The following is a 22,267-nucleotide window of genomic DNA, read 5'->3' on the forward strand; positions in this document are numbered from 1 at the left end:
GGGTTCCGGCATTGGGCGCTAAACGTTGTTATAGTGGGTGAAGAGATCGATGCGCAATTGGGTCAAAAATGAGAATGTGCAGATGACGGCCATTGCCTTTACCACTGCGGTAGGGGCGCAATTCAAGATAAATCCGTTCCGGGAAGATTACTTCCGAATCGGGCTGGGGGTTAGCATCCTTTTATTTCTGCTGATGATCATGCCACACTTGTCTTATGTGAAGACAGGAATCCTGACAGGCATCGCGAATTTGCTGTTTCAGTCGGTAGATCTCATCAATCATGTACAGAGCGTGTCCATACTGGAAAGCATGCGGGACAATCTGGGTGCAGGTGTGTATTATGTGGTCTTTGCCTATGGGCTTAGCAAATTCAAGCATCGATTCCATGAGATGCAGCCTCTTCTGCTCGGCGGGTTAATCACATGTATCGATTTCTCCTCTAATCTTGTTGAGCTGCTTTTTCGCGGAATGTTAAGCGGGACCAATATCTTTTATATGAAGGAATGGTTGTATCTGCTTGTGGTAGGTGGTCTGCGAAGTTACTTTGTGATTGGGCTATATAACAGCATTGCGGTGAGGCAGATGAGGCTATTACATGCAGAGCAGGAGAAGCGGATGGAGCAGATGCTGAGTGTGAACTCGGGTCTGTATGGCGAGGTCTTTTACCTGAAGAAAGCGATGAATACGATCGAAGGCATTACAGCTGATAGTTATGATCTATATCGCGATCTCCGGGAGCAGGACATGAATCAATACAGTCAGCGCACCCTGGGCATCGCTCAGCAGATTCATGAAGTGAAGAAGGATTCACAACGCATTCTGGCGGGTCTGCTGAAGCTGTATGATAATGAAAAAGCAGTCAACATGAGCCTGTCTGAAGTGCTGAACTTTGCCAGTAAAGCAAACCGAAAATATAGCGAAATGCTGCATAAGCAGGTGGAGATTGACATCGAACAACAGTATGATTGTGAGTCTCCGTATTACATTCCTCTTCTAACAGTAATGAACAACCTGATTGCCAATGCGGTAGAGGCGATTGAGCATGATGGGACGATTCGAATTCGTATATATGAGCAGGAAGAAAACGTGCATTTCGTCGTGATGGATTCTGGAAAAGGCGTACCTCAAGCTAAACGGGATGTTATTTTTGAACCGGGCTATACAACAAAGTTCAATGAAGTTGGCATTGCCGCGACGGGCATTGGTCTGTCCCATGTACGTGATATCGTTCAGTCGTTGGCGGGACAAATTAAGGTAGAGTCGGCGCCTCCGGGAGCGAGAGGGACTACATTTGCTATAGCTATTCCCAAAATAAATCTGATCAAGGGGGCCGATGTCGATGACACTTTCTATCATGATCGTGGATGATGATGTGGTGAGTCGGAGCATGCTGCATGATATCATTGAATCCTGTGGTATCGGTGAGCTTGCGGGCATGGCTGAGGGCGGTATAGAAGGCGCACGGATGATCATGGATCTGCGTCCTGATGTGGTGTTGATTGATCTGCTGATGCCGGATCAGGATGGAATTGAGACGGTAGCGAAACTGCGGCACAGCGGATATATCGGGAAATTCATTATGATCTCTCAGGTGGAGAACAAGGAGATGGTGGGGGCGGCCTACCAGAACGGCATTGAATTCTTCATTCATAAACCGATTAATCGGGTGGAAGTGGAGCATGTGCTCAGCAAAGTGAATGACCAGTGGAAGTACGAACGTTACGTGCTGGAGATCAAGCAGTCGATGGCTCGATTGAATCTGGTGGAAGCGCCGGCCCCTGCCCAAGGTCGTACGGTGCGAGATGCGGCAAGAAGCATTCTGATGGATCTGGGGATCATCGGAGAAAGTGGTAGCAAGGACATCATTGCGCTCATGGAGTATGCGATTGATCAGAAGCAGGTCGCGGAGTGGCCGCCGCTGAAGGAGTCCTATGAAGCGGTTGCCCAGACTTATAAGTCTACGCCCAAAGACGTGGAGAAAGAGAGCAAGGCGATGGAACAACGCATTCGCAGAACGGTAATTGCCGCGTTAACAAACATGGCCTCGATTGGACTCACCGATTATAGCAACCACAAGTTTGAGCATTATGCGCCACTCTACTTTGACTTCCAGGATGTTCGAATGAAGATGAGATCCATGGAAGAAGATCAGGCAGGTGACAAAGGCAAGGTTAATATCAAAAAGTTCCTGCATGTGTTCTATATGGAGACGCTTGAAAAGATGAATAATTGAGGCATCATATGCCTCTGTCTGTTGGAGGATATGAAAACCCGGGAAGGTGACCATCGGCGGTGTCGAGGTCACCTTCACCAAAGACGGGAAGCTGAAGGGGTTACTATTTTAATCCAGAATGACTTCTTTATCTGGTTGTTCAAGAAATTCAAACATGATTTTAATTTGTTCCAACGTATTTCTTTCCAATGATAATTCAGGTAAAGCGTCGATAGCAAAAAAATCAACTGCGCTGGTTTCTACACCTGTTTCCGCATGCCCACCCACAATGTCACAGCGGATAAACATCTTATATACGTGATAAGGCTCAGGTGGGTGTCCATGGAATTTTTTGTCCAATACTGCTAACAACCGCATCGGTACAACATCAAAACCGGATTCTTCTTTAATTTCTTTCACAGCTACTTCTGATGGTGATAGGCCGATGTCACTCCATCCCCCTGGTAATGCCCATGCCCCATCTAATTTCTCTCGAACCAAAAGCACTTTGTTTTCCCTGAAAACAACACCGCGAATATCGACTTTAGGCGTTGCGTAACCTGAATCACTTGCAAATGTAAGTGATATTTTCTCTTTGTTAACAGAAGTATAGTTGCTTAAGATATCAATACTAATGCGCCTCAATTCCTCGTATCGCTCGATATCATAAACATCCTTGGCATAGGTTAAACCTGTTTGTGAGATAGCTTGAATCTGTTTTGCCCATTCTAGCCACTTTGTGTCCATGGACTCCTCTTTTCTTCGCAAGTCACGAGATTTAGTTTAGTTAGGAAATAACCCCATTATATCATATGAATTACAGTCTATAACTACTAAGAAAGGACAACTCAAATTTAGGGAATCACACTAATGATTAAACGCACTCTACAAATATTGCTTTTTAATATAGAACTGCGAGATATTATAAAGAAACGATGTCCAGAAGAGGAGAAAGTGAAATGAACATAACTATTGATCAACAAGGCAATTCCAAGGTCGCCATTATTGAAAGTGATGGCATCGTCATCAACAATGCTCAAGATGCACTGGATTTGATGGCTTCGGTAAGGTATAGCGATGATGCCGATAAACTCATTATCGACAAATCGAACATCACGGAAGAGTTCTTCGAACTGAAAACCAAGCTTGCAGGTGAGATTTTGCAGAAGTACGTGAACTATCATGTTAAGCTTGCTATTGTGGGAGATTTCGAAGGACATAACAGCAAGAGCCTGAGAGATTTCATCTATGAGTGTAACAATGGCAAGCATGTTTTCTTTTTGAAAAACAAAGAGGAAGCGCTTCAAAAGTTGCATAATATCCGTTAAGCGCACATCTGAAGCATGTAGAGAGCCTGCTTATAATCTGAGCCAAACGTAGGAGGTTTGCACCGTGATATCTAATGAGAATTTAAAGGTATATGCTCTGCCTGAGATCGGAAATCTTAAAGTGCATGGCAGATCAACTGGAGAGCGATCGCCGCTGACGTTATTTTGGACGGGGAGTGCAGTCGAACTCAATGTACGGGGCTCCGAACTATGGGTTGAGGTAGAGTCGCAGTATGACATGTATGAGTCATGGATCAGCATTCTGATCAACGGTGTTCCGGTGAGCAGACAGATGTTAACGGCGGGAAGGTACTGGGTCTGTGTATTACGAGGTATGAACGCAGATGTGGTGAAGAATGTACGGATCGTCAAAGATGTTCAAGCGATGAGTGGTGACCCGGGTTGTGCCTTGCAGATTCATGCGTTGAAATCCGATGGAGCGTTCCTGCCTGTGCAGGAAAAACCGTACAAGATCGAGTTCATTGGTGACAGTATTACATCTGGCGAAGGTGCGATTGGAGCGAAAGCGGAGGAAGATTGGATTCCGATGTGGTTCAGCGCCATACATAATTATACGTTTATGACAGCAGAGGCATTGAATGCAGAATATCGGGTCATCTCGCAAAGTGGCTGGGGTGTGCTGACAAGTTGGGATAACAATCCAAAAGGGAACATCCCCGAGTATTACGAACAGGTCTGTGGCTTGCTTACTGGTGAACGTAACGATGCGCTAGGCGCAGGAGATCAGCATGATTTTAGTTCCTGGCAGCCGGATGTGGTAGTCATGAATCTGGGTAGCAATGATGGGGGTGCATTTCAGTCACCGGAATGGAAAGACCCCGACACGGGCAAGGTGTACAAGCAGCGTTTGAATGAAGATGGTACTTATCATGAAGAGGATCTGGCTGCTTTTGAGAAAGCGGTGGAACAGTTCCTGTTCAAACTTCGGAAAAACAATCCAGATGCACAACTCGTATGGGCTTATGGCATGCTTGGTTTTCCCATGATGCCTGCCATCTACCGCGCGGTTGATGCGTATACAAAGGGGACAGGAGATCGTAAGGTCTCAATCATCCAGCTTCCTGATACAACCGAAGAGACGGTAGGGGCGCGTACCCATCCTGGCGATTTATCTCATCGTAGGACGGCAGAGGTGTTAGCGGAATATGTACGAGGATTGATAGGATAACTTGATACATGGTGATGGAAAGACCACTCTTTCATGAAATGTACCCCAATGGTTAGATGGTGTCTAACTTTATGAGGTCCATTTATCACAAGAATGGTCTTTCCCTTTTCTACTCATCTAGACATTCGAGGGTTTATCCGTTGTGTCGCTGTTTTGTACCTCGTAACGAATCGAAATAATCTGTCCGAGCGTCTGGGTTCGGAGCATTTTAAATTGACTTGGCACAGTGCCTGTCGGGAATAAGGGGATGCCTTCGCCAAGAATTTTGGGAATGATGGCGACTTCAATCTCGTCCAGTAATTTTTTTGCTAACACAGCTTGAACCAATATGCCGCCACCCACAATCCACACGTCTCCATCAGAAGTCTGCTTTAATCGGGGAATGAGCGTACCTACCTCCTCGGTTGTAAACTGTACATTCGAAGCGGGCGGCTGTTCCGAGCGAGAAAGCACATATGTTGGCCGATCTGCATAGGGGAAATCATCGGAAAGTGTGAGCACCTCTTCATACGTATAACGTCCCATAACAACGCTACCGATCGTTTCATAAAAGGCAGCATACCCGTTGTCTCCACCATCACCCTCCACATCAAATAACCAATCGACCGAACCATCCAGTCTTGCGATATATCCATCCAAACTCATAGCAATGTACAAAATTGTTTTGTTATCAGACATGTTCATCGCTCCCTTCTACAATGTATGATACACTTTAACTATGACAAAAGTTGACGTAGTTAGGATGTTGAATACATGAATCATCGGAAACTGGCGATCATGCGTCTCATGGATTCCAGACAGAAGTTCACTGCACGGGAACTGGCAGAACGGTTCGACGTTTCGGTTCGTACGATCCAGCGCGATCTGGATGCATTGCAGGCGCTGGGTTTTCCCTTGTACACAGAAGTTGGCGTGAACGGCGGATACCGGGTGTTGCCCAATCGGATTTTGCCACCTCTTCAATTAACGCAACAGGAGGCATTAGGGCTGTTTATGATGCTGGAATATCTACAGAAAGTCCCTGATTTTCCATATGGATCCATGCGTGAACATCTGGCTGAGCAGTATTTCTCTACTTTGCCCGAAGATGTACAGGATCTGATTATGCGAATGAGAGAGCATATCACCTTTGTCCAGCATCCTGGTGGGCATTCCGAGCCTTTAACAACCGAGATATTGGGTGCAGCGGTAGAAAAGAGAGAAATCGAATTTATGTATCATGCCCGCAGTGGTCCTAAAAAAGTACAGGTCTTTCCCTATGGCATCTACTATGAGCAGGGACATTGGTACATGCCAGCCCGGAAGAAGGATCGTGTATTGTTGTATCGGGTGGATCGCATGCAGCAGTTGGTTGTTATGGAATCAGTGGATAAATCTGTTCCAAGTCTAAAGGCATGGCTAGCTGCCAAAGAAGATAGAGCAAGCGTAGAAGTGGTGCTGCAATTCACGGAATTTGGAGCAAGGATTGCTGCGTCAGATGTGTTGTTCAAGTCAGTTGAAGGCCATGAGTGGCGCGGACTGATTCCGCCTGAAGAGTTTTCTTTTACAGCACGAAAGTTACTCTCCTATGGGCCGGAAGTGAAGGTGGTGTCTCCGCTCGAACTGCAGCAGCAGGTTAGAGGGATGCTGGAACGGAGTTTAAGCCAGTATGGTGGGGGATAAGAGCTTTCAAACGCTGGATATTAGGGTATCAAGGAAGAGATAAGAAAGGTGTGTAGACAAATGAGCGAAGTTTGGACTAAAGACATCATCCCGACTGTATCCGATAAAGTAGTGATTGTGACAGGTTCGAACGGCGGGTTAGGGTATGAAACGGCATTAGCGTTAGCTGAAAAAGGCGCAAAAGTTATCCTTGCAGTTCGTAATCTGGAAAAAGGTGAAAAGGCAGCTAATAAAATAAAGTCGTCTGTGCATGTAGCTGGAGAGGTAATCGTTATGCAGCTTGACCTTAGCGATTTAGCTAGTATCCGTAAGTTCGCAGCCGCTTTTCTTGAGCAATACGATTCTTTGTCCATTCTCGTTAATAATGCAGGAATTATGAACCCTCCATTCCAGTTGACGAAAGATGGCTTTGAATTACAGTTTGGTAGTAATCATCTAGGCCATTTTGCGCTTACGGGTCTACTATTGCCTCAATTGATCTCTACTCCGAAATCGAGAGTAGTCACTGTAAGTAGTATGGCAGCTCATAATGGTGCGATTGATTTTAATAATTTAGATGGCTCCAAAGGATATAATCCCATGAAGTTCTACAGTCAAAGCAAGCTAGCCAATCTGATGTTTGCGAAAGAGCTGCAGAATAAATTTAATTCCGCCCATATTGATTCCATGAGTATCGCCGCTCATCCAGGAATTTCGCATACCAACCTATTTTCCTTCGGTTCGGGGAAACAGACCAATATATTCATGCGCAGTCTTTTGAAAATCATTAGTCAACCGGCACATATGGGGGCATTACCTACCTTATATGCTGCAGCAGATCCGACGATCACGGGAGGGGAGTATATTGCTCCCAGCGGTATGGGCGGCACTAAGGGCTATCCCAAGAGCGCTAAGATCATCGAAAAATTATATGACGCTAACATTTCAAACAAGCTATGGAGCGTATCAGAAGAATTAACAGGGGTATATTACAGATTCGACGTGTAGATTTTGCCATTAAGGAAAGTAAACCTTATTATGGAATAGACAGTTAAAAGTTCTTCAGCACGAATAAGATTAACTGAATGGGGGGCTACCATGATTCGTTTCATAACAAGTTTCACGATCCGCTCTATGCAGAGTCCATGTGATGAACAACGGCGGTTGTTTGTATAGAGCGTGAAATCCATTTCCGCCATATCATTGTAGTGCATATCCAATGTGTTCATTGTACGACTCTGCTGCCTTAAAGATTTTAACTTTTAAGGAGTGGAGCAACGTGAAATATATTAATGCGGATACAATCTTCCCGGAAGAATTACTCAAAGAAATACAGCGTCATATCTCTGGTGGCTTGATCTATATTCCGAGGCCCAAGGATGCCCACAAGAAGTGGGGCGAGAATTCGGGTGGCAGAAGGGTTGTCCAGGAGCGGAACGACGAGATCCGCCAGCTTTTTGCTGCGGGGACAACCATCGATCAGCTTGCGGACCAATACTGCTTATCCATCGATAGCATCAAGAAAATTGTGTATTGCAAAAAGGGATGAAACTATAGAAGCTATGTTCGAGCAATCGAATGTGGCTTTTTCCTGTAAGAATAAAGAATAGTTATTAAAGCTTTTTTACATATTCGAGGTTGTTAATTACGCGTACAATTCATTTGACGGTAGAAGGTTATGCTGTGAGAGTTCATGAATTAACTCCTTAAATCATCTGGTAAGGTTGGTGAATATGAATATAGAAGTGAAATTAACGAATAAAGACGAGGCGTATGTGATTAAAAATATGTACCCGCTATACCTTCATGATCTATCCGGACATTATGGTCTGGGTGGAGAGCATACCCCGAACGAACATGGCATTTTTGAGCCAAGTCCTGATTATATAACTTTGCAGGATCAGTATAACGTCCAGAACATATGGTGGGAAAAACCGGAGTGTCTTTATCCGTTCCTCATGATTGTGGATGGCATACCGGCAGGGTTTGCGTTCATAGCTACTCCGCCATATTGTTCACAAGGCACGAATTTCTTTGTAAATGACTTCTTTCTGATGCAGCCGTTTCGAGGTGTAGGCGTTGCTGAACACGCGGCATCGACGATCTTTGGCATGTTTATAGGAAACTGGGAGTTGTTCACCAATCCATCGGAGAACAATAAGATTGGCCAATCTTTCTGGCGGAAAACAGTGAATAATTATACCAAAGGTAACTATCGGGAGATGTACGGGCAAACGTTCGATGGTTATAAATTGATTTTTCAATTCTCCAATATATAAAAAGAGAGACCGTCTCCCTTTGCGGAAAACGATATCTCTCTCCACTGCCTTTTATAAACTACCGTTGAAATAGTGATACTCAGAATTTACTTCAAAACCAACACTGCGGTACAGATTCAAAGCACGTTTGTTCTCGGTAACAACGGATAAGCGGATATCTGTGTAACTTTGTTTCCTTAGGAGATCAACCAGGATGCTAAGCGCAGTGCGCCCCAGTTTCTGTCCCTGATAAGCAGGCAAGATACAGAAGTTATGAATAAATGCGGTTGTTGCATTAATGGAGTTGACCCGTACCAGCCCAACAGGCAGTTGATTCTGCCATACAATATAGGTGACTCGGCTGGGTTCATTTGTTTGCATAAAGTACTCGCGTGTCCAGTCCTCCGAATCTCCAAAGGCTTGGGAGGAGCAAGTGACCATAAATTCCATAACCTCGGCTTCTGCCAAGGACAACGTTAGTTCAGGTGACTCCACAACCGAAAGGACCTCATTCACAAGTTGCATCGAGTACTCCGCACGATCATAAATGGCTCCGAGGGATTGGGCAGTATGAACACCCGGAGATAATCCCTGAGGAACGCGATAACTGAGTTGGTTGATTCCTTGTGGTTTCATATCCAGGATGGCCTTGTTCAGTAGGCTGCTGAATACACCTTGGCGACGAAAATCTGGGTGTACGATGGCATTAATATTTCCCGTTACGCCGTCGGATGGATACCAACTGAGGAGTCCTACCAAATCACGGTGGCGATAACAGAGGAGTGCATGGTCTCCGTCTTTTTTGCTAATATGGTCAAGGTCTGCTTTCAAATGAATGGAATCAAGCTGTTTACATTGTTGTTCGAGTAAAATAATAGCATCAATCTGTTCCTTGGAATCATAGATCATAGGAACGACTTGATAAGTTGACATAGCTTTCACACCTTCATTGTTGAAGGAAACACGCAGTTATTGGACCCGCAGGCGCTGTCCTTCGAGAGTTGGTCCAGTTGTAATTTTGATCATCATCATTATCTCCTCCAAATCACTTCCCGATGACTATAACACAATCTATGATGAAGATGACACCCAATGGATGTAATTCACTGGGTGTCTGTTCAGATACGCCCAATAACTGGACATTATATCCTATTGAAGGGATAATTGAGAGTAATACTGACGAGAAAGGGAGGGGTTAAGCATGCGCAAGTTGGCATATGTGATGGGTATATTATTTCTTTCCGCCGCCATGTTAATGGGATGTACATCATCTGAACCAGCGGAAAGCACTGAACCCGTCACTCCACCAGCAACGGAACAGCCAAGTGATACGGGGGACCAGAAGGCGACTGCGGAGGAGCAGCAACAAGCGCTCGAAATGTCGCTGGAGTATAAGACAACAGAACTCACTGTGGATGGCAAGGACTATGAGGATACGTTAGAGATGGAAGGGTTATTGGCCAAAGGAGAGACGATGAAGCCGTTCCTGACCTCCAGGAATTATGAGGCTTACATGGCTAATCGATATATTGTCTTACCTCTTCAGGTTGCACACATCGAACAAGCGAAACTGCATCCTGAAAATATACAAACCAAGATCAAAGATAACAAGAGCGACTGGATTCTGGTGGAATACACGCTTGATCTGAAATTTACAGACGAGAACGGCAAGGAGTTCAAGTCCATTCCGCTATCAGGCGATATCACCTTTTTGCAAGATCAGGGAGAATGGCGCATTCAGGATGATACGTACAACATGAAGCCCTTCACAGAAATCATTAATAATTCACTATAATGCATGAGTCATCTGTGAATCTGGCACATACAGATTGAGCTGGAATTATCCATTGCGAATATGCTCCTTCATATCAGTGCGCACTTCAAAGTGCGTACTTTTTTTGTGGCGGCGTACCCAGCTAAGCGCGCGTCGTCAAAAGGGTCTCATCGCGATGTTAGCTATCGACACCTGCTAGAAATTTGCAGGGTACATTCTCTTGTAATGATGATATTATTTGGATGATCAACTTACTTATTGCGCTCTTGTAGAATGGGGTTGGGTTCATCATGAGGGAGATTCTCCGAGTCGGTTCTCGTAAGGTTTGGTTGTATATCATTGCTGCTGTTATTGGTTTGGTTACAGGCTATGTCGTCCTCTCTTCGCCGGACTCTCCTAGGCTCCAAAGTGAAGAAGGTATTCTGGATTTAACGCAGGCTCAACTTAGTACGAATCCGCAAAAGTTAACAGGGAAGTGGGCGTTCTATTGGCAAGAACTGCTGTCGCCTGAGGATATGCGGGTTCGTTCGGCAAGGGAAGGAAATCAGGACCACTGGATTAACATTCCAAGCTCCTGGCTGGGCTACCCGTTAGAAGGTCAGCGGCTGACCGGTACAGGCTATGCAACCTTTGGACTGGTCGTTCATCTAAGCGAGCAGGATCGAGATGAGATGCTTGCTCTACGGCTGCCTAGCATTTTTAATGCGTACAAATTATGGGTCAATGGCGAGCTGCTGGCAGAAGTTGGTGAGGTTGGTCAGGACAAGCACAGCATGACCCCGCAACTGGAAACAAAGCTGGTGTATTTTCAGCCTGAAAGCGACACGTTAGAGCTGGTCATGCAAGTATCCAACTTCCAACATCATCGGGGCGGCATTACCAAGGATATCGAGCTGGGTGGCAGTGACGTACTAACGATCAAGACCAATCTGAATCTTGCCAGGGATATGTTCATCACGGCAAGTTTGCTAGTGATCGGTTTGTATAATCTGCTGTTGTTCATGCTGCGACGTAAGGATAAAGCTCCGTTATATTTTGGCCTGTTTACTGTACTGCTTGGTATTCGATCCTTGTTCAACGGCGAGCTTATCTTTACACAATGGTTGCCTCATTTTCCTTGGGAATTGCAGTTCAAGATCGAATATCTGATTCTTTGCCTCAGCGGTTATATCATCACCATGTATTTTGATTGTATTTTTCCGAATTATGTGTCGCGATGGTTTCGTCTTGGCACCCGGATCGTAACTGGTGCATTCTGTATCCTTGTAGTGGTAACCCCTGCAATTATATATACAAAATTTTTGCTGGTAATCGGTGTGATGGTAGTTCTACATATGATTTATCTGATGATCGGGCTGGTTCAGGCGGCTGTGCGACGTATGGAGGGAGCGCTGATCTTCCTGCTGGTGTCGGTGGTTACTTTGGTCACGGTTGTCAACGATTTTTTGTATTTTAACGGATGGTCGCTAGTTGGAAATACATCTCCGCTTGGCTTATTGATATTTACGATCGCGCAGCTGATTCTGCTGTCTTCGCGATCTACGAGGACGGCATCGAACGAAGAGAGAATTACACGTGAATTACAGGACGTTAATGACAAGCTGATTGAAATGAATATGAATCTGGAACAGACCGTTCAGGAGCGAACACGGGCCTTATCTACAGTGCATGATGATCTCCAAACCTCGTATGACCGACTGCTTCACTCCGAGCAAGGGAGGAAGAAGCTTCTTGCTTATATTACGCATGATCTGCGTATGCCGTTGTCCAGCATGCTTGGATATGTAGAAGCTATACAGGACAGGGTCAAGCCGGAACGCAATGAGCAATATCTGAAGTACATCCGGGAGAACACGATAAGGATTAACCGTATGATCGAGGAGTTGTCCTTCTTGTCGCATTTGGAGACCGGACAGGTCTCGTACCGAATGGAGCCGATTCAGATGATTCCTTTCTTGCATGGTTTTTTTGAACAATATGAGTTGGTAGTGCGAGACGCAGGATTAGACTTCATACTGGATATCGGAGATACCGAGGATAGACGAACTATTTTGCCAGTTGTCGAGATGGATGCGAAAAGAATAGAGCAGGCTTTATTTAATCTAGTGTCAAACGCCATGAAGTTCACCTCCAGCGGGGGGCTGGTGCGTATTGCACTAGTTGTGGAAGTGATGAATCATGCTCCCCATGCAGTCATTAGCATACGGGATTCTGGCATGGGGATTCCTCCGGATCAGCTTGAGCAAATCTTCGAACGTAATTACAGATATGATCGGCCGGGAATGGGCATAGAGGGCAGTGGACTGGGGCTTGCAATTTGCAGGGAAATCGTACAAGCGCACGGAGGCATGGTTCGAGCGGAGAGCGACGGCAAGATGGGGGCGACATTCTATGTAACGTTTCCTTGTACGGTGATTGAAGGAAAGGGGTGATGAGATGGACACGCACAAAATCATGATCGTTGATGATGATCCTCATATATGCGAGATTGTGCAGGTGTATTGTGATAGGGAGGGATTTGTCTCCACCTGCAGTCATAGCGGGTCAGAAGCGATGGAGCTGCTTGCATCGTTTGAGCCGGATTTAATTATACTGGATATATTGCTGGCTAATGAAAACGGTATTGACTGGTGCAGGAATGCGCGTAATCTCACCAGTGCGCCGATTGTGTTTCTAAGCAGTCAAGAGGAAGATGAAATAAAAATTAGCGCATTATCCTATGGTGGGGACGATTATGTGACCAAGCCGTTCAGTCCGGGAGTGCTCATGGCCAAGATCAAGGCTCACCTTCGCAGAGTGTCGACGGGTAGAAGGGAACAACTGCTGGAGTTACCGGGTTTGACACTGGATTTCTACACGCAGTCCGTCAACATGGGGAGTACATCTATCTCTTTATCGAAAAAAGAATTCAGTCTGCTGTCCTATATGGCACAAAACGTGAATCGTGTCGTCAGTGTCGATACGTTGTTTCAAATCATCTGGGGAATGGAAAGTCTGGAGGATACGAGAACGGTCGCTGTACATATCAGTAATTTACGCAAAAAAATTGAGTCTGACCCTGCCGACCCCGAGCGAATCATTACGGTTCGGGGGAGCGGATATATGCTGGTTTCTAACAGTACGTCACAAGCATGAATATAGCAGTAAGGGTAGTCTATTATAAATGGGAAAATGGCGTTGGAGCAGTATCTGACGCTATTGGCCCATTTTTTGTTCTTTCCACTAGCTTCGTAATCGACTCAAGATATTGAATCCCTCAACACCAGTCTGCGCTTTTCCATCCTCGTCAAAATGATGTGCCATCTCTCCGAAAAATTAAACGTTCCAATACGCACGGATTTAAAGTTTTCTTTAGATTTCTCAAGTAGGATAATCCATCATGATAAAATCACTGTGGTCGATATAACGACATATTTCATCAAATTGCAACTGATTATTAGCTACGAGGACGTTACATTCAACGTGAAGAAATGGTTGTCTTGCTGTCCCGCATTAGTACTTGAAGAGAAGGAAGTGGCTCCGATGGCACGAGTTATATGTATCACATCAGGGAAAGGTGGAGTTGGCAAGACAACGGTCACGGCTAATCTCGGGACTGCCCTTGCCTTATCGGGGAGCAGCGTTTGCCTGATCGACGCTGATTTTGGATTGAGAAATCTGGATATTCCGCTTGGTTTGAGTAATAGGGTAAGGTATCATATTTCTGATTTTCTGACGGGTCAATGTGCTTTACATCAAGTGATCGTCAAAGATAAGCGAATCAGTACCTTGTCCTTTATCTCCTGTAGTAACGACACGGTGCATCACGATGATCCGCAAGTTTTTGGCGAGGTTGTACAGCAAATAGCCCAGGGCTATGATTATGTGCTGATCGATTCGCCGGCAGGCATTGAAAATGGATTCTGGAATGCGGCTTTGGCAGCAGATGAGGCTATTGTCGTTACTACACCTCATCGTACATCGCTTCAGGACGCGGATCGCGTAATCGGATTATTAGAAGATATGATTCCGGCTCCGCCACAGCTCATCATTAATATGGCCGACGGACAGGAAGCTCGTTCCGCAACGGTAAAGATGCAGGATATGATCGATATTCTCAATATCGGTGTGATTGGCGTGATCCATGCCGATGTAGAAATTATACGTTCCGTACATAAGGGCATTCCGATTGCGCTTAATCCCGAGTTTGAAAGCGGGCTGCGCTTCAGGCATATCGCCCACAATGTGGCGAAGAATCAGCAGGAGCCTTTTATCTCATTGAAACCCAAGAGGCATATTAGTGTTTTTTCACTTCCTCCAAGACTGCGTTGGGGGAAGAGCAGTTCGTTATAGTCGCTTCTGGTAGATGAATCGTTGAGAAGAGAATCATCTGGAATGGACTGCAGACGAGCTAAAGAATTCATGAAAGAGTGGTGTGGGAGTTACCTTCCCTACGCCGCTATTTTTTGATGTCATTGATGTTCTCACTTGCGAGTAGTTGCTTACTTAAAGTTTTCTTTATAATTCACAAGCGCCCCTATCTCGCATGATAAAATACGGAAGAAAAAACGACATAATTTGCTGTGTCGGTGTCACAATTCGACTGCGACTGATCAGGAAGGTCGGTGAACGAATTCAATCTGTAAATTTTTTTCGCTTGATCTCCGCGTGTCGAGCGAACTGACTTGCAGGAGACCAATGATCCCGATCTGGGTCAGTGGTATCCGCTATTAGTCTGGCTTTGTTGATTAGCTTGATTAGAAACCAATTTTGGATGGTCTTAGTTTGATCTATACATAGAAGGGATGAATGAAAGTGAAGAAAGTAAGACAGGGATGGAAGGTGAGCCGGCAGATCCTAATGTGGATGCTGGTGATCAGCTTAATAGTTTCTGCCGTGCCCCTATTACCAGCGCAATCGGCAGTAGCGGCTGAACTGCCGATGCAGATGACAAAAGTAACCACATCCACTGGATTCCAGGATGTGAGTCCCACCGACTGGTTCTATGATGCAGTCGTCCATGTGCAGGAGAAGGGCATATTCAGCGGAACGAACGCGAGTAGCTTCTCTCCTAAGGGGACAATGACACGTGCCATGTATGTAACGGCACTTGGACGGATGGCCGGAGTCGATGCGGGGGCGTACTCTACTTCGAGCTTTGCCGATGTACAGGCGGGCAGCTGGTATGCGCCATATGTCGAATGGGCGGTTAAGAAGGGAATTACCGATGGCACAGGAGATTGGAAATATTCGCCGGATGCTACCGTATCTCGGGAGCAAATGGCGACGATGACGTTGCGGTATTTCGAAAGCGAACAGATCCCTTATCAGACCGAGAATCCGGTCACGACAGAACCGGGCGATCTCGGGGATGTATCGCCTTGGGCGGCTGATGCGGTCATCAAGCTGTGGCAAGCCGGTGTGTTCACAGGGGACGAAAAGGGGAACTTCAATCCGCGTGCGCAAGCGACTCGCGCGGAAGCAGCGGTTCTCTTCATGCGCAACAACGCGGTTGTAGAGGCGTGGAATAATCAGAATCAAACGCCGGTTACGCCTGCTCCGACACCGATACCAACACCAACACCAACGCCATCAGCAGGTGGTAATAGTGGCGGCGGAACGTCTGGAGGCAGCGGAGGCGGTAACACCGGTGAGGCTACATATACACTCACCTTCGAGAGCAACGGAGGTACGCCAGTCACTGCACAGAAGGTGCGGAAAGGGCAAGTGCTAAGTGCTCTGCCTGCCCCAACAAAGGAAGGTTACATTTTCCAAGGGTGGTTTGTGGATAGTGATCTTTCACTTATCTTCGCAAGTGGCACTACCTTGACTGCGGATACGAAGTTGTATGCGAAGTATACCGATAGCATAGATCGTGCCGTACAGAGCGTACCAAGCTATTCGGTACTGGATGTCGCGCCGAACTTCACCATTAAGGTGCAGGATTCATCGGGCAGTCTAACGGAATCCCAGGTCAAAGAGGGGATGACCTTCGTGGATACGGCGAATCCCGAATTCGAAGGGGTTACCGTCTCTGGCGGGAACGGAGTTTTCACGGTATCGTCAGCAGCCGAAAATGGCAAGTTCGTTGAAGGTAACACATATCAACTTACGTTGACGGATGACAGTTTGTCCTTCCAAGGCCAAGACGCGACGACAAGTATTTATGTATTTAGCGTTGCTAAACAAGAAGTCATGAATGTTCCACTCAATCCGAACATGATCTACATTCCGTTCACGGATGTCTCGGATATGGTGATAAATGGAGCAGATGTCGATTCGCCCGCGATTTCAGTCGTTACTACGACGGTAGGCGGCGAAAATGCACTCGCCGAAGTGAATGCGAGTAGTGGAACGTTCAAGTACACCGGAAGCACTGGCACGGTGATTCAAGTTGGTGATACCGTAGCCATCTATGAGGGAATTAGTCCCAAACTGCGCACAGTCGAAACGACTGGTGAAGACGATGGTGATGTGGCCTATGTCCAGATCACGTCAGTAGATGCAAGTGTCTACACTTATGATCACGCAGATGCCAAACAAGTGTTGCTCAAGCCAGATGTGCTACCGGTGAGCGTAGAGGCAGATACGGATGGAGATCCCAGTAACCATTCCATCACGGTCGATCATACCGCGATGAACTACAGCGACGGCCTGTACGAGCCCTTTGGTTTGGATCAACTGACCACGGTCGATGTGGGAGACTTTATCGGGTTCTATGAAGGTGAATTCGCCGAAGAAGGTTCTAAGGTAACCGGTTATGGACGTATTACGTCGATTACGCCTGAGGCAGAGATGGACGTCATTACGTATACCGATGCCACCATTGAAGATATTGAAAATGTCTTCAACATCTATCAGAAGCAAGCAATTGATGGCGAAGATCTGTTTTCGAAAGAACAGATTGCACAGCTCGAAGAGCAAATTGAGCAGCAAGCGAGAGACAGCGGATTCGTCAATGAAGCCGCGGATTATCTGTCTGACATCGCCATGGAGACAAAGGAAATTCAGGAGATCAAGGCTCAGTCCTCCCTAGCGTCCGGTAAAGGGAGCCGGGTAAGTGTGGAGAAGCTGACCGTTGTTGCTTCACTCGGCACGAGGCTGAAGAATATTGACGGCCGAACCTCAGGCGTAAGCGCTACATTACAAGTGGGTGCCGATATTGTTGTCAATATCAATGAAGACAGCGATCTTGTCATCCATATGACGGGTACATTCGTGCAGGAGATGAGCCTAGACCTCGGTATCAATGGGGATATGAAAGGGCACTGGCTGAAAAAGTGGGGAATTCCTTACTGGTACAGCATTGATGATTATGTAATTACGGCGAATCTGGATGCTTATAGCTATACCGGGATGAACATCACGGCAGAGATAGCTCTCGTCGAACACGATAAGTTAAATGATGCACTGAATGACTGGGTGGGCGAGAAGAACGCAGGCAGGTTGGGAAAGGTTCAGAACATTGCGACACAGATTAAAGCGGTAATGGCGGGTGTGCAGGATACTGCCGTAGATGCGGAATCGTTGAAGGAAAAGTATCAAGAGATGTTGGAGCAAGACACGGAGTGGGTTCCGTTAATCAAGAAAGAGCTTTTTGAAAAGAGCGTACGCGTGGCTTTAGGTATTGTGGAAGTCAAATTTGAAGCGGAGTTTGTGGTCAGCGCCCAGGTGAACCTGACGGTGGGGGCAGATTTCTACTATAAGATGGCGAAGCGCTACTCGGTTAGCTTGCGCGTATTGAGTTTCAGTGGTTCGAGCAATACGGTCAGCTTGCCGGGAGACGGAGATTACCAATTTACCTTCTATGTGATGGGGACGATCGGTTTACGAGCTGGTATTCATATGGAGGTCAAAGCGGGGATTGGAAGCGTCAAGTTGAATAGTATCGGGCTTGCTGTAGAACCCGGTGTGTATGTGAATCTTTGGGGCTACTTCTATTATCAATTGAAAAATATTAGCGGGGTGAAGACCACGAAGTCTTTAGGTGCCCTGTTCGTCGAGATTGGGATCTATTTGGAGGTCGAACTCGGCGCTCAATTAGGAGATGGAGCGCTTTCCGGCGGCGTGGAGCTGGTCGATGAAGAGTGGCCACTGTATACGATTGGAGAAGAACAGAACGTCTACGACTTCGCCTATCCACAGGATAAGTCGCTCAAAGTGAACATGGCGGGTTCTGCGTCATCCATCGCTGTACCGGAGTTGTGGGTCACGATGAATACCTTTGATTTGAAGACAGGCGATACGGATGAACAGGCGTATGATCGCTCGAATTTCGATATTCAGGTGGACAATCCAAACTTCAAGTATGACGCAGCAAACGGGATGATTGAAGTGGTGGACAAGAACATTCAGGTGAGTGATGGCAATCTGGTTATCACCTGGAAGGGGGCACCGGCGTCGTTCATGTCCGAGCCACTCAAGCGTACGATTCAGTTAAGCTGGCTTGCCAGAGTGGGTGACTACATCCTTCAGCTGGATCCACAGAACAGCGGAGTGACCCAGGTTGTGGCGGCTCCTTATAACGCGCCAATCAGTGTGGTCACCCCGGTATATCCAGGATACACCTTTGACGGCTGGTATACGGCCGCTTCCGGCGGCACGAAGATCACGATTCCGAACCGAATGGGTGCGGAGGATCGGAAACTGTACGCGCACTGGATTGCGAACAAGAATACGCCGTATACGGTTGAGTATTATGTGCTAGACCCGAACAGCAGAATACAGGCTCCGCCTGTGGATACTGAAAATAGGACTGGAACAACGGACACAGAGATTCGAATCAGCTCCGACAGGTTTAAGGAGCAGGGCTATGCGACCGGAACGGTAAGCGGCGTATTAATCAAGGGAGACGGCTCGACAGTCGTAAGAGTTAATTACTATCCGGAGAATCGAAAGATGACCTTCGTTGGGGGTTATGCCGGTGCGCCCCAAATCTCGCTAACGGAAGCCGTTGGCAAGAACATTGCTGCTCGTATACCTGTGCCGACAAGGCAGGGATATACGTTTGCCGGTTGGTCGCCAGAAGCTCCAAGTACAATGCCGATTGAGGATACTACGTATACAGCGAAGTGGACGGGGAGAGAGGGTACGCCTTATCAGGTCGTGTACTTGCTGCAAAATATCGGAAGTGACACCTATACGGTTGCAGATACGGAATCGTATCGTGGAGTTACGGGTACCGAGGCGAATTTGGCGGATGTCAAGCCGAGATCCTATGATGGCTTCGTGCGGGACGACAGCATTTCGGTACTGACGGATCTAATCACGAGCAACGGCAAAACGGCGTTGAAGGTATATTATAAGCGTGATGTATACCAAATGACGGTTGATTATAACGGTTCTGGGGCAACAAATAAAACGGATAATGTTCCTTTCGGAGCGACGATGCTGTTGCGTCTAGGCACTCCGACATGGCAGGGATATAGCTTTACGGGTTGGTCGCCAACGCCTCCGACCACGATGCCTGCTGAAGATGTCCAGTTTACCGCTCAGTGGGCAATTAACGACTACACTGTAAATTTCGACAGTAACGGTGGGTCCGAAGAAGTGCCGGCTCAGACTGTAGGGTTTGGCGCCACGATTAGTACGCCGACTGAACCGACGAAAGATGGTTATGTATTCGGCGGTTGGTACAGTGATAACACGTTGACGAATGCTTACGACTTCGCTACAGCGGTGACGGCGGATCTCACACTGTATGCGAAGTGGCTGATCCCTTACACGATAAGCTTCGAGAGTAATGAAGGGTCGGTAGTAGATGCCCAAACAGTGAATGAAGGCGTCAAGGCTATGGCTCCTGCCCCTCCGACGAAAGACGGCTATGTGTTTAGCGGCTGGTACAGCGATAGTGAGCTAATGAACGCCTACAATTTCACGACTATGGTGGTTACGGGAGACCTGACATTGTACGCGAAGTGGACGGTATATGTACCGATTACCTACACTGTAACTTTCGAGAGTAACGGCGGATCGTTGGTCACAGAACAGACTGTGAATGAAGGTGCCGTGGCTACTGCTCCTGGCGCTCCGATGCTGGAAGGGTATACGTTCGATGGCTGGTATAGCGATAGCGAATTGATGATACCTTATGGTTTCACAGAAGGTGTAATTGCCAATGTGATGCTGTACGGGAAGTGGACAAAGAACAGCTACACAGTGAGCTTCAACAGTAACAACGGATCGTCGGTGAGCAGTCAGTCCGTGAGTGAAGGTGACACGGCAGTAGTTCCTGACGCACCGACCCGTGCAGGGCATGTATTTGAAGGCTGGTATAGCGATGCTGGTCTGAATGAATCTTACAGCTTCATGACACCTGTGATGAATAACCTCACATTGTACGCGAAGTGGACGGCTATATATACGGTCACCTTCAACAGTAACGGCGGATCACTGGTGGCTGAACAGAATATGCAAACCGGCGGTAATGCTACGGAGCCTGCCGTACCGACGAGGGAGGGTTACGTGTTTAACGGTTGGTACAGCGACGCTGGACTGAATGAAGCCTACAGCTTCACGACATCGGTGACGGGTAACCTCACGCTGTACGCGAAGTGGACATTTAACAGCCGCACGGTGGACTTTGACAGTAACGGTGGAGCAGCAGTAGGTAGTCAGACGGTGGTTACTGGCGACAAAGCTGTGGCACCTGCTGCGCTGAAGTGGGCAGGGTATCGATTTGAAGGTTGGTACAGCGATCGCGATCTGGAGATCGCCTACGACTTCATGACGCCGGTGACGTCAAACATCACCCTGTACGCGAAGTGGACGATGACATCGTGGCTGCAAGTAGGTGACTTGTTGGATTTGAATAGTAAGTCCAATGTCATCTTCGACAGTCAAGGAACTCCTTACGTGGCTTATATAAAGGACAATTACGAAGTGTTTGTGATGCAATTTAAGGGAGGCAAGTGGCAGTCCTTTGGCAATCAAAGCGATCTTGAAAAAGCGGGAGGATTAGGGAGCTCAGCTATATCGCTCGGAATAGACAGTAAGGACAAGCTTTATGTTGCTTATAAGAATAGCTCAGGTAAAGTAAGCTTTAAGAATTATAATGATGAACATAAGTGGTGGAGACCAGTATCTACTATCTCTGATTTCAGTTGGAATGATGGAAAGACGAGCAGAAAAGTGGATAAAGTTAATGATAGCTTCTTCATTACCTTCGATAAGGATGATAATCCTTTTCTGATGTTTAGAGGTATTTTGGCCGGTAATGCTGCGGAACCGTCAATGCTTATGTCATGGAGTTATCATGAAGGTAGTGGATGGAAACAAGAAGCGAGACTAGAGGCATTCGCAGGTCTAAGAGCCTTCCTCGCACCATTACCAAACAACGGCATGTATTTATTTGCTCCATTCAGGTTAACTGGTACCCCTGTGGCAACAGGATATAGCTTGGTAGATGGATCATGGAAACAATTGGATCGTAAAGCATATCTAATAACTGCGAATATGGATGCTGCATCCGCGCTTGATCCATCTGGCGTACCTTATATGATCTATCTCAGCAGCTCCAACGTTGTTGAAATGTGGAAATATCCGCACACCATTCCGTCAGAAGATACAGCATGGGAGAAGGTGAGTACTCCCGAATTCTTGGTCGGTTCATCTCAAGAAGGAAGCATAGATATGGCCTTTGACAGCGAAGGAACGCCTTACGTTGCTTATCGAGATGCAGCAGACGGCAACAGGGTGACTGTGATGAAATACGAGAATTTGGATTGGAGACCCGTAGGGTCTGCCGGATTCTCCGCTGGTGATGTTCTTCAGCTAGACATCACCATAGACAGCACCGATAACATCTATGTGAGTTATAAGGAACAAGGTAAAATGAACGTGATGAAGTTTGATCCTAATTTCAAATAACTTGGATAGATCAGACT

At 46.7% G+C, this 22,267-nt stretch carries 17 protein-coding genes; 14 read left to right on the top strand and 3 right to left on the bottom strand.

Annotation, left to right across the window (positions count from 1 at the left end; genetic code table 11):
• The first annotated feature begins 49 nt into the window (after positions 1 to 49).
• A complete protein-coding gene (locus CXK86_RS04600) occupies positions 50 to 1,369 on the top strand; it encodes an ATP-binding protein (protein WP_076252061.1) in 1,320 nt (439 codons plus the stop codon).
• A complete protein-coding gene (locus tag CXK86_RS04605) occupies positions 1,341 to 2,234 on the top strand; it encodes a response regulator (RefSeq protein WP_076252059.1) in 894 nt (297 codons plus the stop codon). The genes CXK86_RS04600 and CXK86_RS04605 overlap by 29 nt, the downstream gene beginning before the upstream one ends.
• A 108-nt stretch (positions 2,235 to 2,342) precedes the next feature.
• Here the strand turns inward: CXK86_RS04605 and CXK86_RS04610 are convergent, their stop codons facing one another.
• Positions 2,343 to 2,960 carry an NUDIX hydrolase gene (locus CXK86_RS04610; RefSeq protein ID WP_076252058.1) on the bottom strand — a complete coding sequence of 206 codons (618 nt, stop codon included), beginning with the start codon at positions 2,958 to 2,960 and terminating at the stop codon, positions 2,343 to 2,345.
• A 212-nt stretch (positions 2,961 to 3,172) separates the two neighbouring features.
• Between CXK86_RS04610 and CXK86_RS04615 the strand changes: the two genes are divergently transcribed.
• Together CXK86_RS04615 and CXK86_RS04620 are read left to right on the top strand one after the other, a co-directional pair.
• Positions 3,173 to 3,541 carry a DUF4180 domain-containing protein gene (locus tag CXK86_RS04615; protein ID WP_076252056.1) on the top strand — a complete coding sequence of 123 codons (369 nt, stop codon included), beginning with the start codon at positions 3,173 to 3,175 and terminating at the stop codon, positions 3,539 to 3,541.
• Between the two features lie 64 nt (positions 3,542 to 3,605).
• Positions 3,606 to 4,730, top strand: a complete 1,125-nt coding sequence (locus CXK86_RS04620; protein ID WP_076252054.1) for an SGNH/GDSL hydrolase family protein — start codon at positions 3,606 to 3,608, stop codon at positions 4,728 to 4,730.
• Positions 4,731 to 4,847: 117 nt separating this feature from the next.
• Here the strand turns inward: CXK86_RS04620 and CXK86_RS04625 are convergent, their stop codons facing one another.
• Entirely contained in the window at positions 4,848 to 5,414 is a 567-nt protein-coding gene (locus CXK86_RS04625) for a dihydrofolate reductase family protein (protein ID WP_076252052.1), read from the bottom strand.
• A 69-nt stretch (positions 5,415 to 5,483) separates the two neighbouring features.
• Here CXK86_RS04625 and CXK86_RS04630 point away from each other — a divergent pair, with 69 nt between their 5' ends.
• From CXK86_RS04630 to CXK86_RS04645, 4 genes are all read left to right on the top strand, one after another.
• A complete protein-coding gene (locus CXK86_RS04630) occupies positions 5,484 to 6,392 on the top strand; it encodes a helix-turn-helix transcriptional regulator (protein WP_076252051.1) in 909 nt (302 codons plus the stop codon).
• A 60-nt stretch (positions 6,393 to 6,452) separates the two neighbouring features.
• Positions 6,453 to 7,379, top strand: coding sequence for an oxidoreductase (locus CXK86_RS04635; RefSeq protein WP_076252049.1), 927 nt, complete (start codon positions 6,453 to 6,455; stop codon positions 7,377 to 7,379).
• Between the two features lie 271 nt (positions 7,380 to 7,650).
• Positions 7,651 to 7,920 (top strand): CD3324 family protein, encoded by a 270-nt coding sequence (locus CXK86_RS04640; protein ID WP_076252047.1) that lies wholly within the window; start codon positions 7,651 to 7,653, stop codon positions 7,918 to 7,920.
• A 196-nt stretch (positions 7,921 to 8,116) separates the two neighbouring features.
• Positions 8,117 to 8,650 carry a hypothetical protein gene (locus CXK86_RS04645; RefSeq protein ID WP_257467767.1) on the top strand — a complete coding sequence of 178 codons (534 nt, stop codon included), beginning with the start codon at positions 8,117 to 8,119 and terminating at the stop codon, positions 8,648 to 8,650.
• 51 nt (positions 8,651 to 8,701) lie between these two features.
• Here CXK86_RS04645 and CXK86_RS04650 read toward each other — a convergent pair whose 3' ends face one another.
• Positions 8,702 to 9,562, bottom strand: coding sequence for a GNAT family N-acetyltransferase (locus CXK86_RS04650; protein WP_076252045.1), 861 nt, complete (start codon positions 9,560 to 9,562; stop codon positions 8,702 to 8,704).
• A gap of 16 nt (positions 9,563 to 9,578) precedes the next feature.
• Here CXK86_RS04650 and CXK86_RS31970 point away from each other — a divergent pair, with 16 nt between their 5' ends.
• From CXK86_RS31970 to CXK86_RS04675, 6 genes are all read left to right on the top strand, one after another.
• On the top strand, positions 9,579 to 9,731 hold the full coding sequence (locus tag CXK86_RS31970) for a hypothetical protein (protein WP_179086576.1): 153 nt from the start codon (positions 9,579 to 9,581) through the stop codon (positions 9,729 to 9,731).
• A 99-nt stretch (positions 9,732 to 9,830) separates the two neighbouring features.
• Positions 9,831 to 10,424: a hypothetical protein gene (locus tag CXK86_RS04655; protein ID WP_101313492.1), complete on the top strand. Its 594-nt coding sequence runs from the start codon at positions 9,831 to 9,833 to the stop codon at positions 10,422 to 10,424.
• Positions 10,425 to 10,693: 269 nt separating this feature from the next.
• Positions 10,694 to 12,835 carry a sensor histidine kinase gene (locus CXK86_RS04660; protein ID WP_101313493.1) on the top strand — a complete coding sequence of 714 codons (2,142 nt, stop codon included), beginning with the start codon at positions 10,694 to 10,696 and terminating at the stop codon, positions 12,833 to 12,835.
• A 4-nt stretch (positions 12,836 to 12,839) separates the two neighbouring features.
• The gene (locus tag CXK86_RS04665; RefSeq protein WP_036671783.1) at positions 12,840 to 13,538 is read left to right on the top strand and encodes a response regulator transcription factor; all 699 of its coding nucleotides are present in this window, start codon (positions 12,840 to 12,842) and stop codon (positions 13,536 to 13,538) included.
• A gap of 258 nt (positions 13,539 to 13,796) precedes the next feature.
• Positions 13,797 to 14,735, top strand: a complete 939-nt coding sequence (gene minD / locus CXK86_RS04670) for a septum site-determining protein MinD (protein ID WP_180361724.1) — start codon at positions 13,797 to 13,799, stop codon at positions 14,733 to 14,735.
• A 462-nt stretch (positions 14,736 to 15,197) separates the two neighbouring features.
• Complete coding sequence (locus CXK86_RS04675; protein WP_180361725.1) at positions 15,198 to 22,250, top strand: InlB B-repeat-containing protein; 7,053 nt, start codon at positions 15,198 to 15,200, stop codon at positions 22,248 to 22,250.
• Positions 22,251 to 22,267 lie beyond the last annotated feature (17 nt).

The organism is Paenibacillus sp. BGI2013 (assembly GCF_002843485.1).
In the GTDB taxonomy this organism is placed as follows: Bacteria; Bacillota; Bacilli; order Paenibacillales; family Paenibacillaceae; genus Paenibacillus; species Paenibacillus amylolyticus.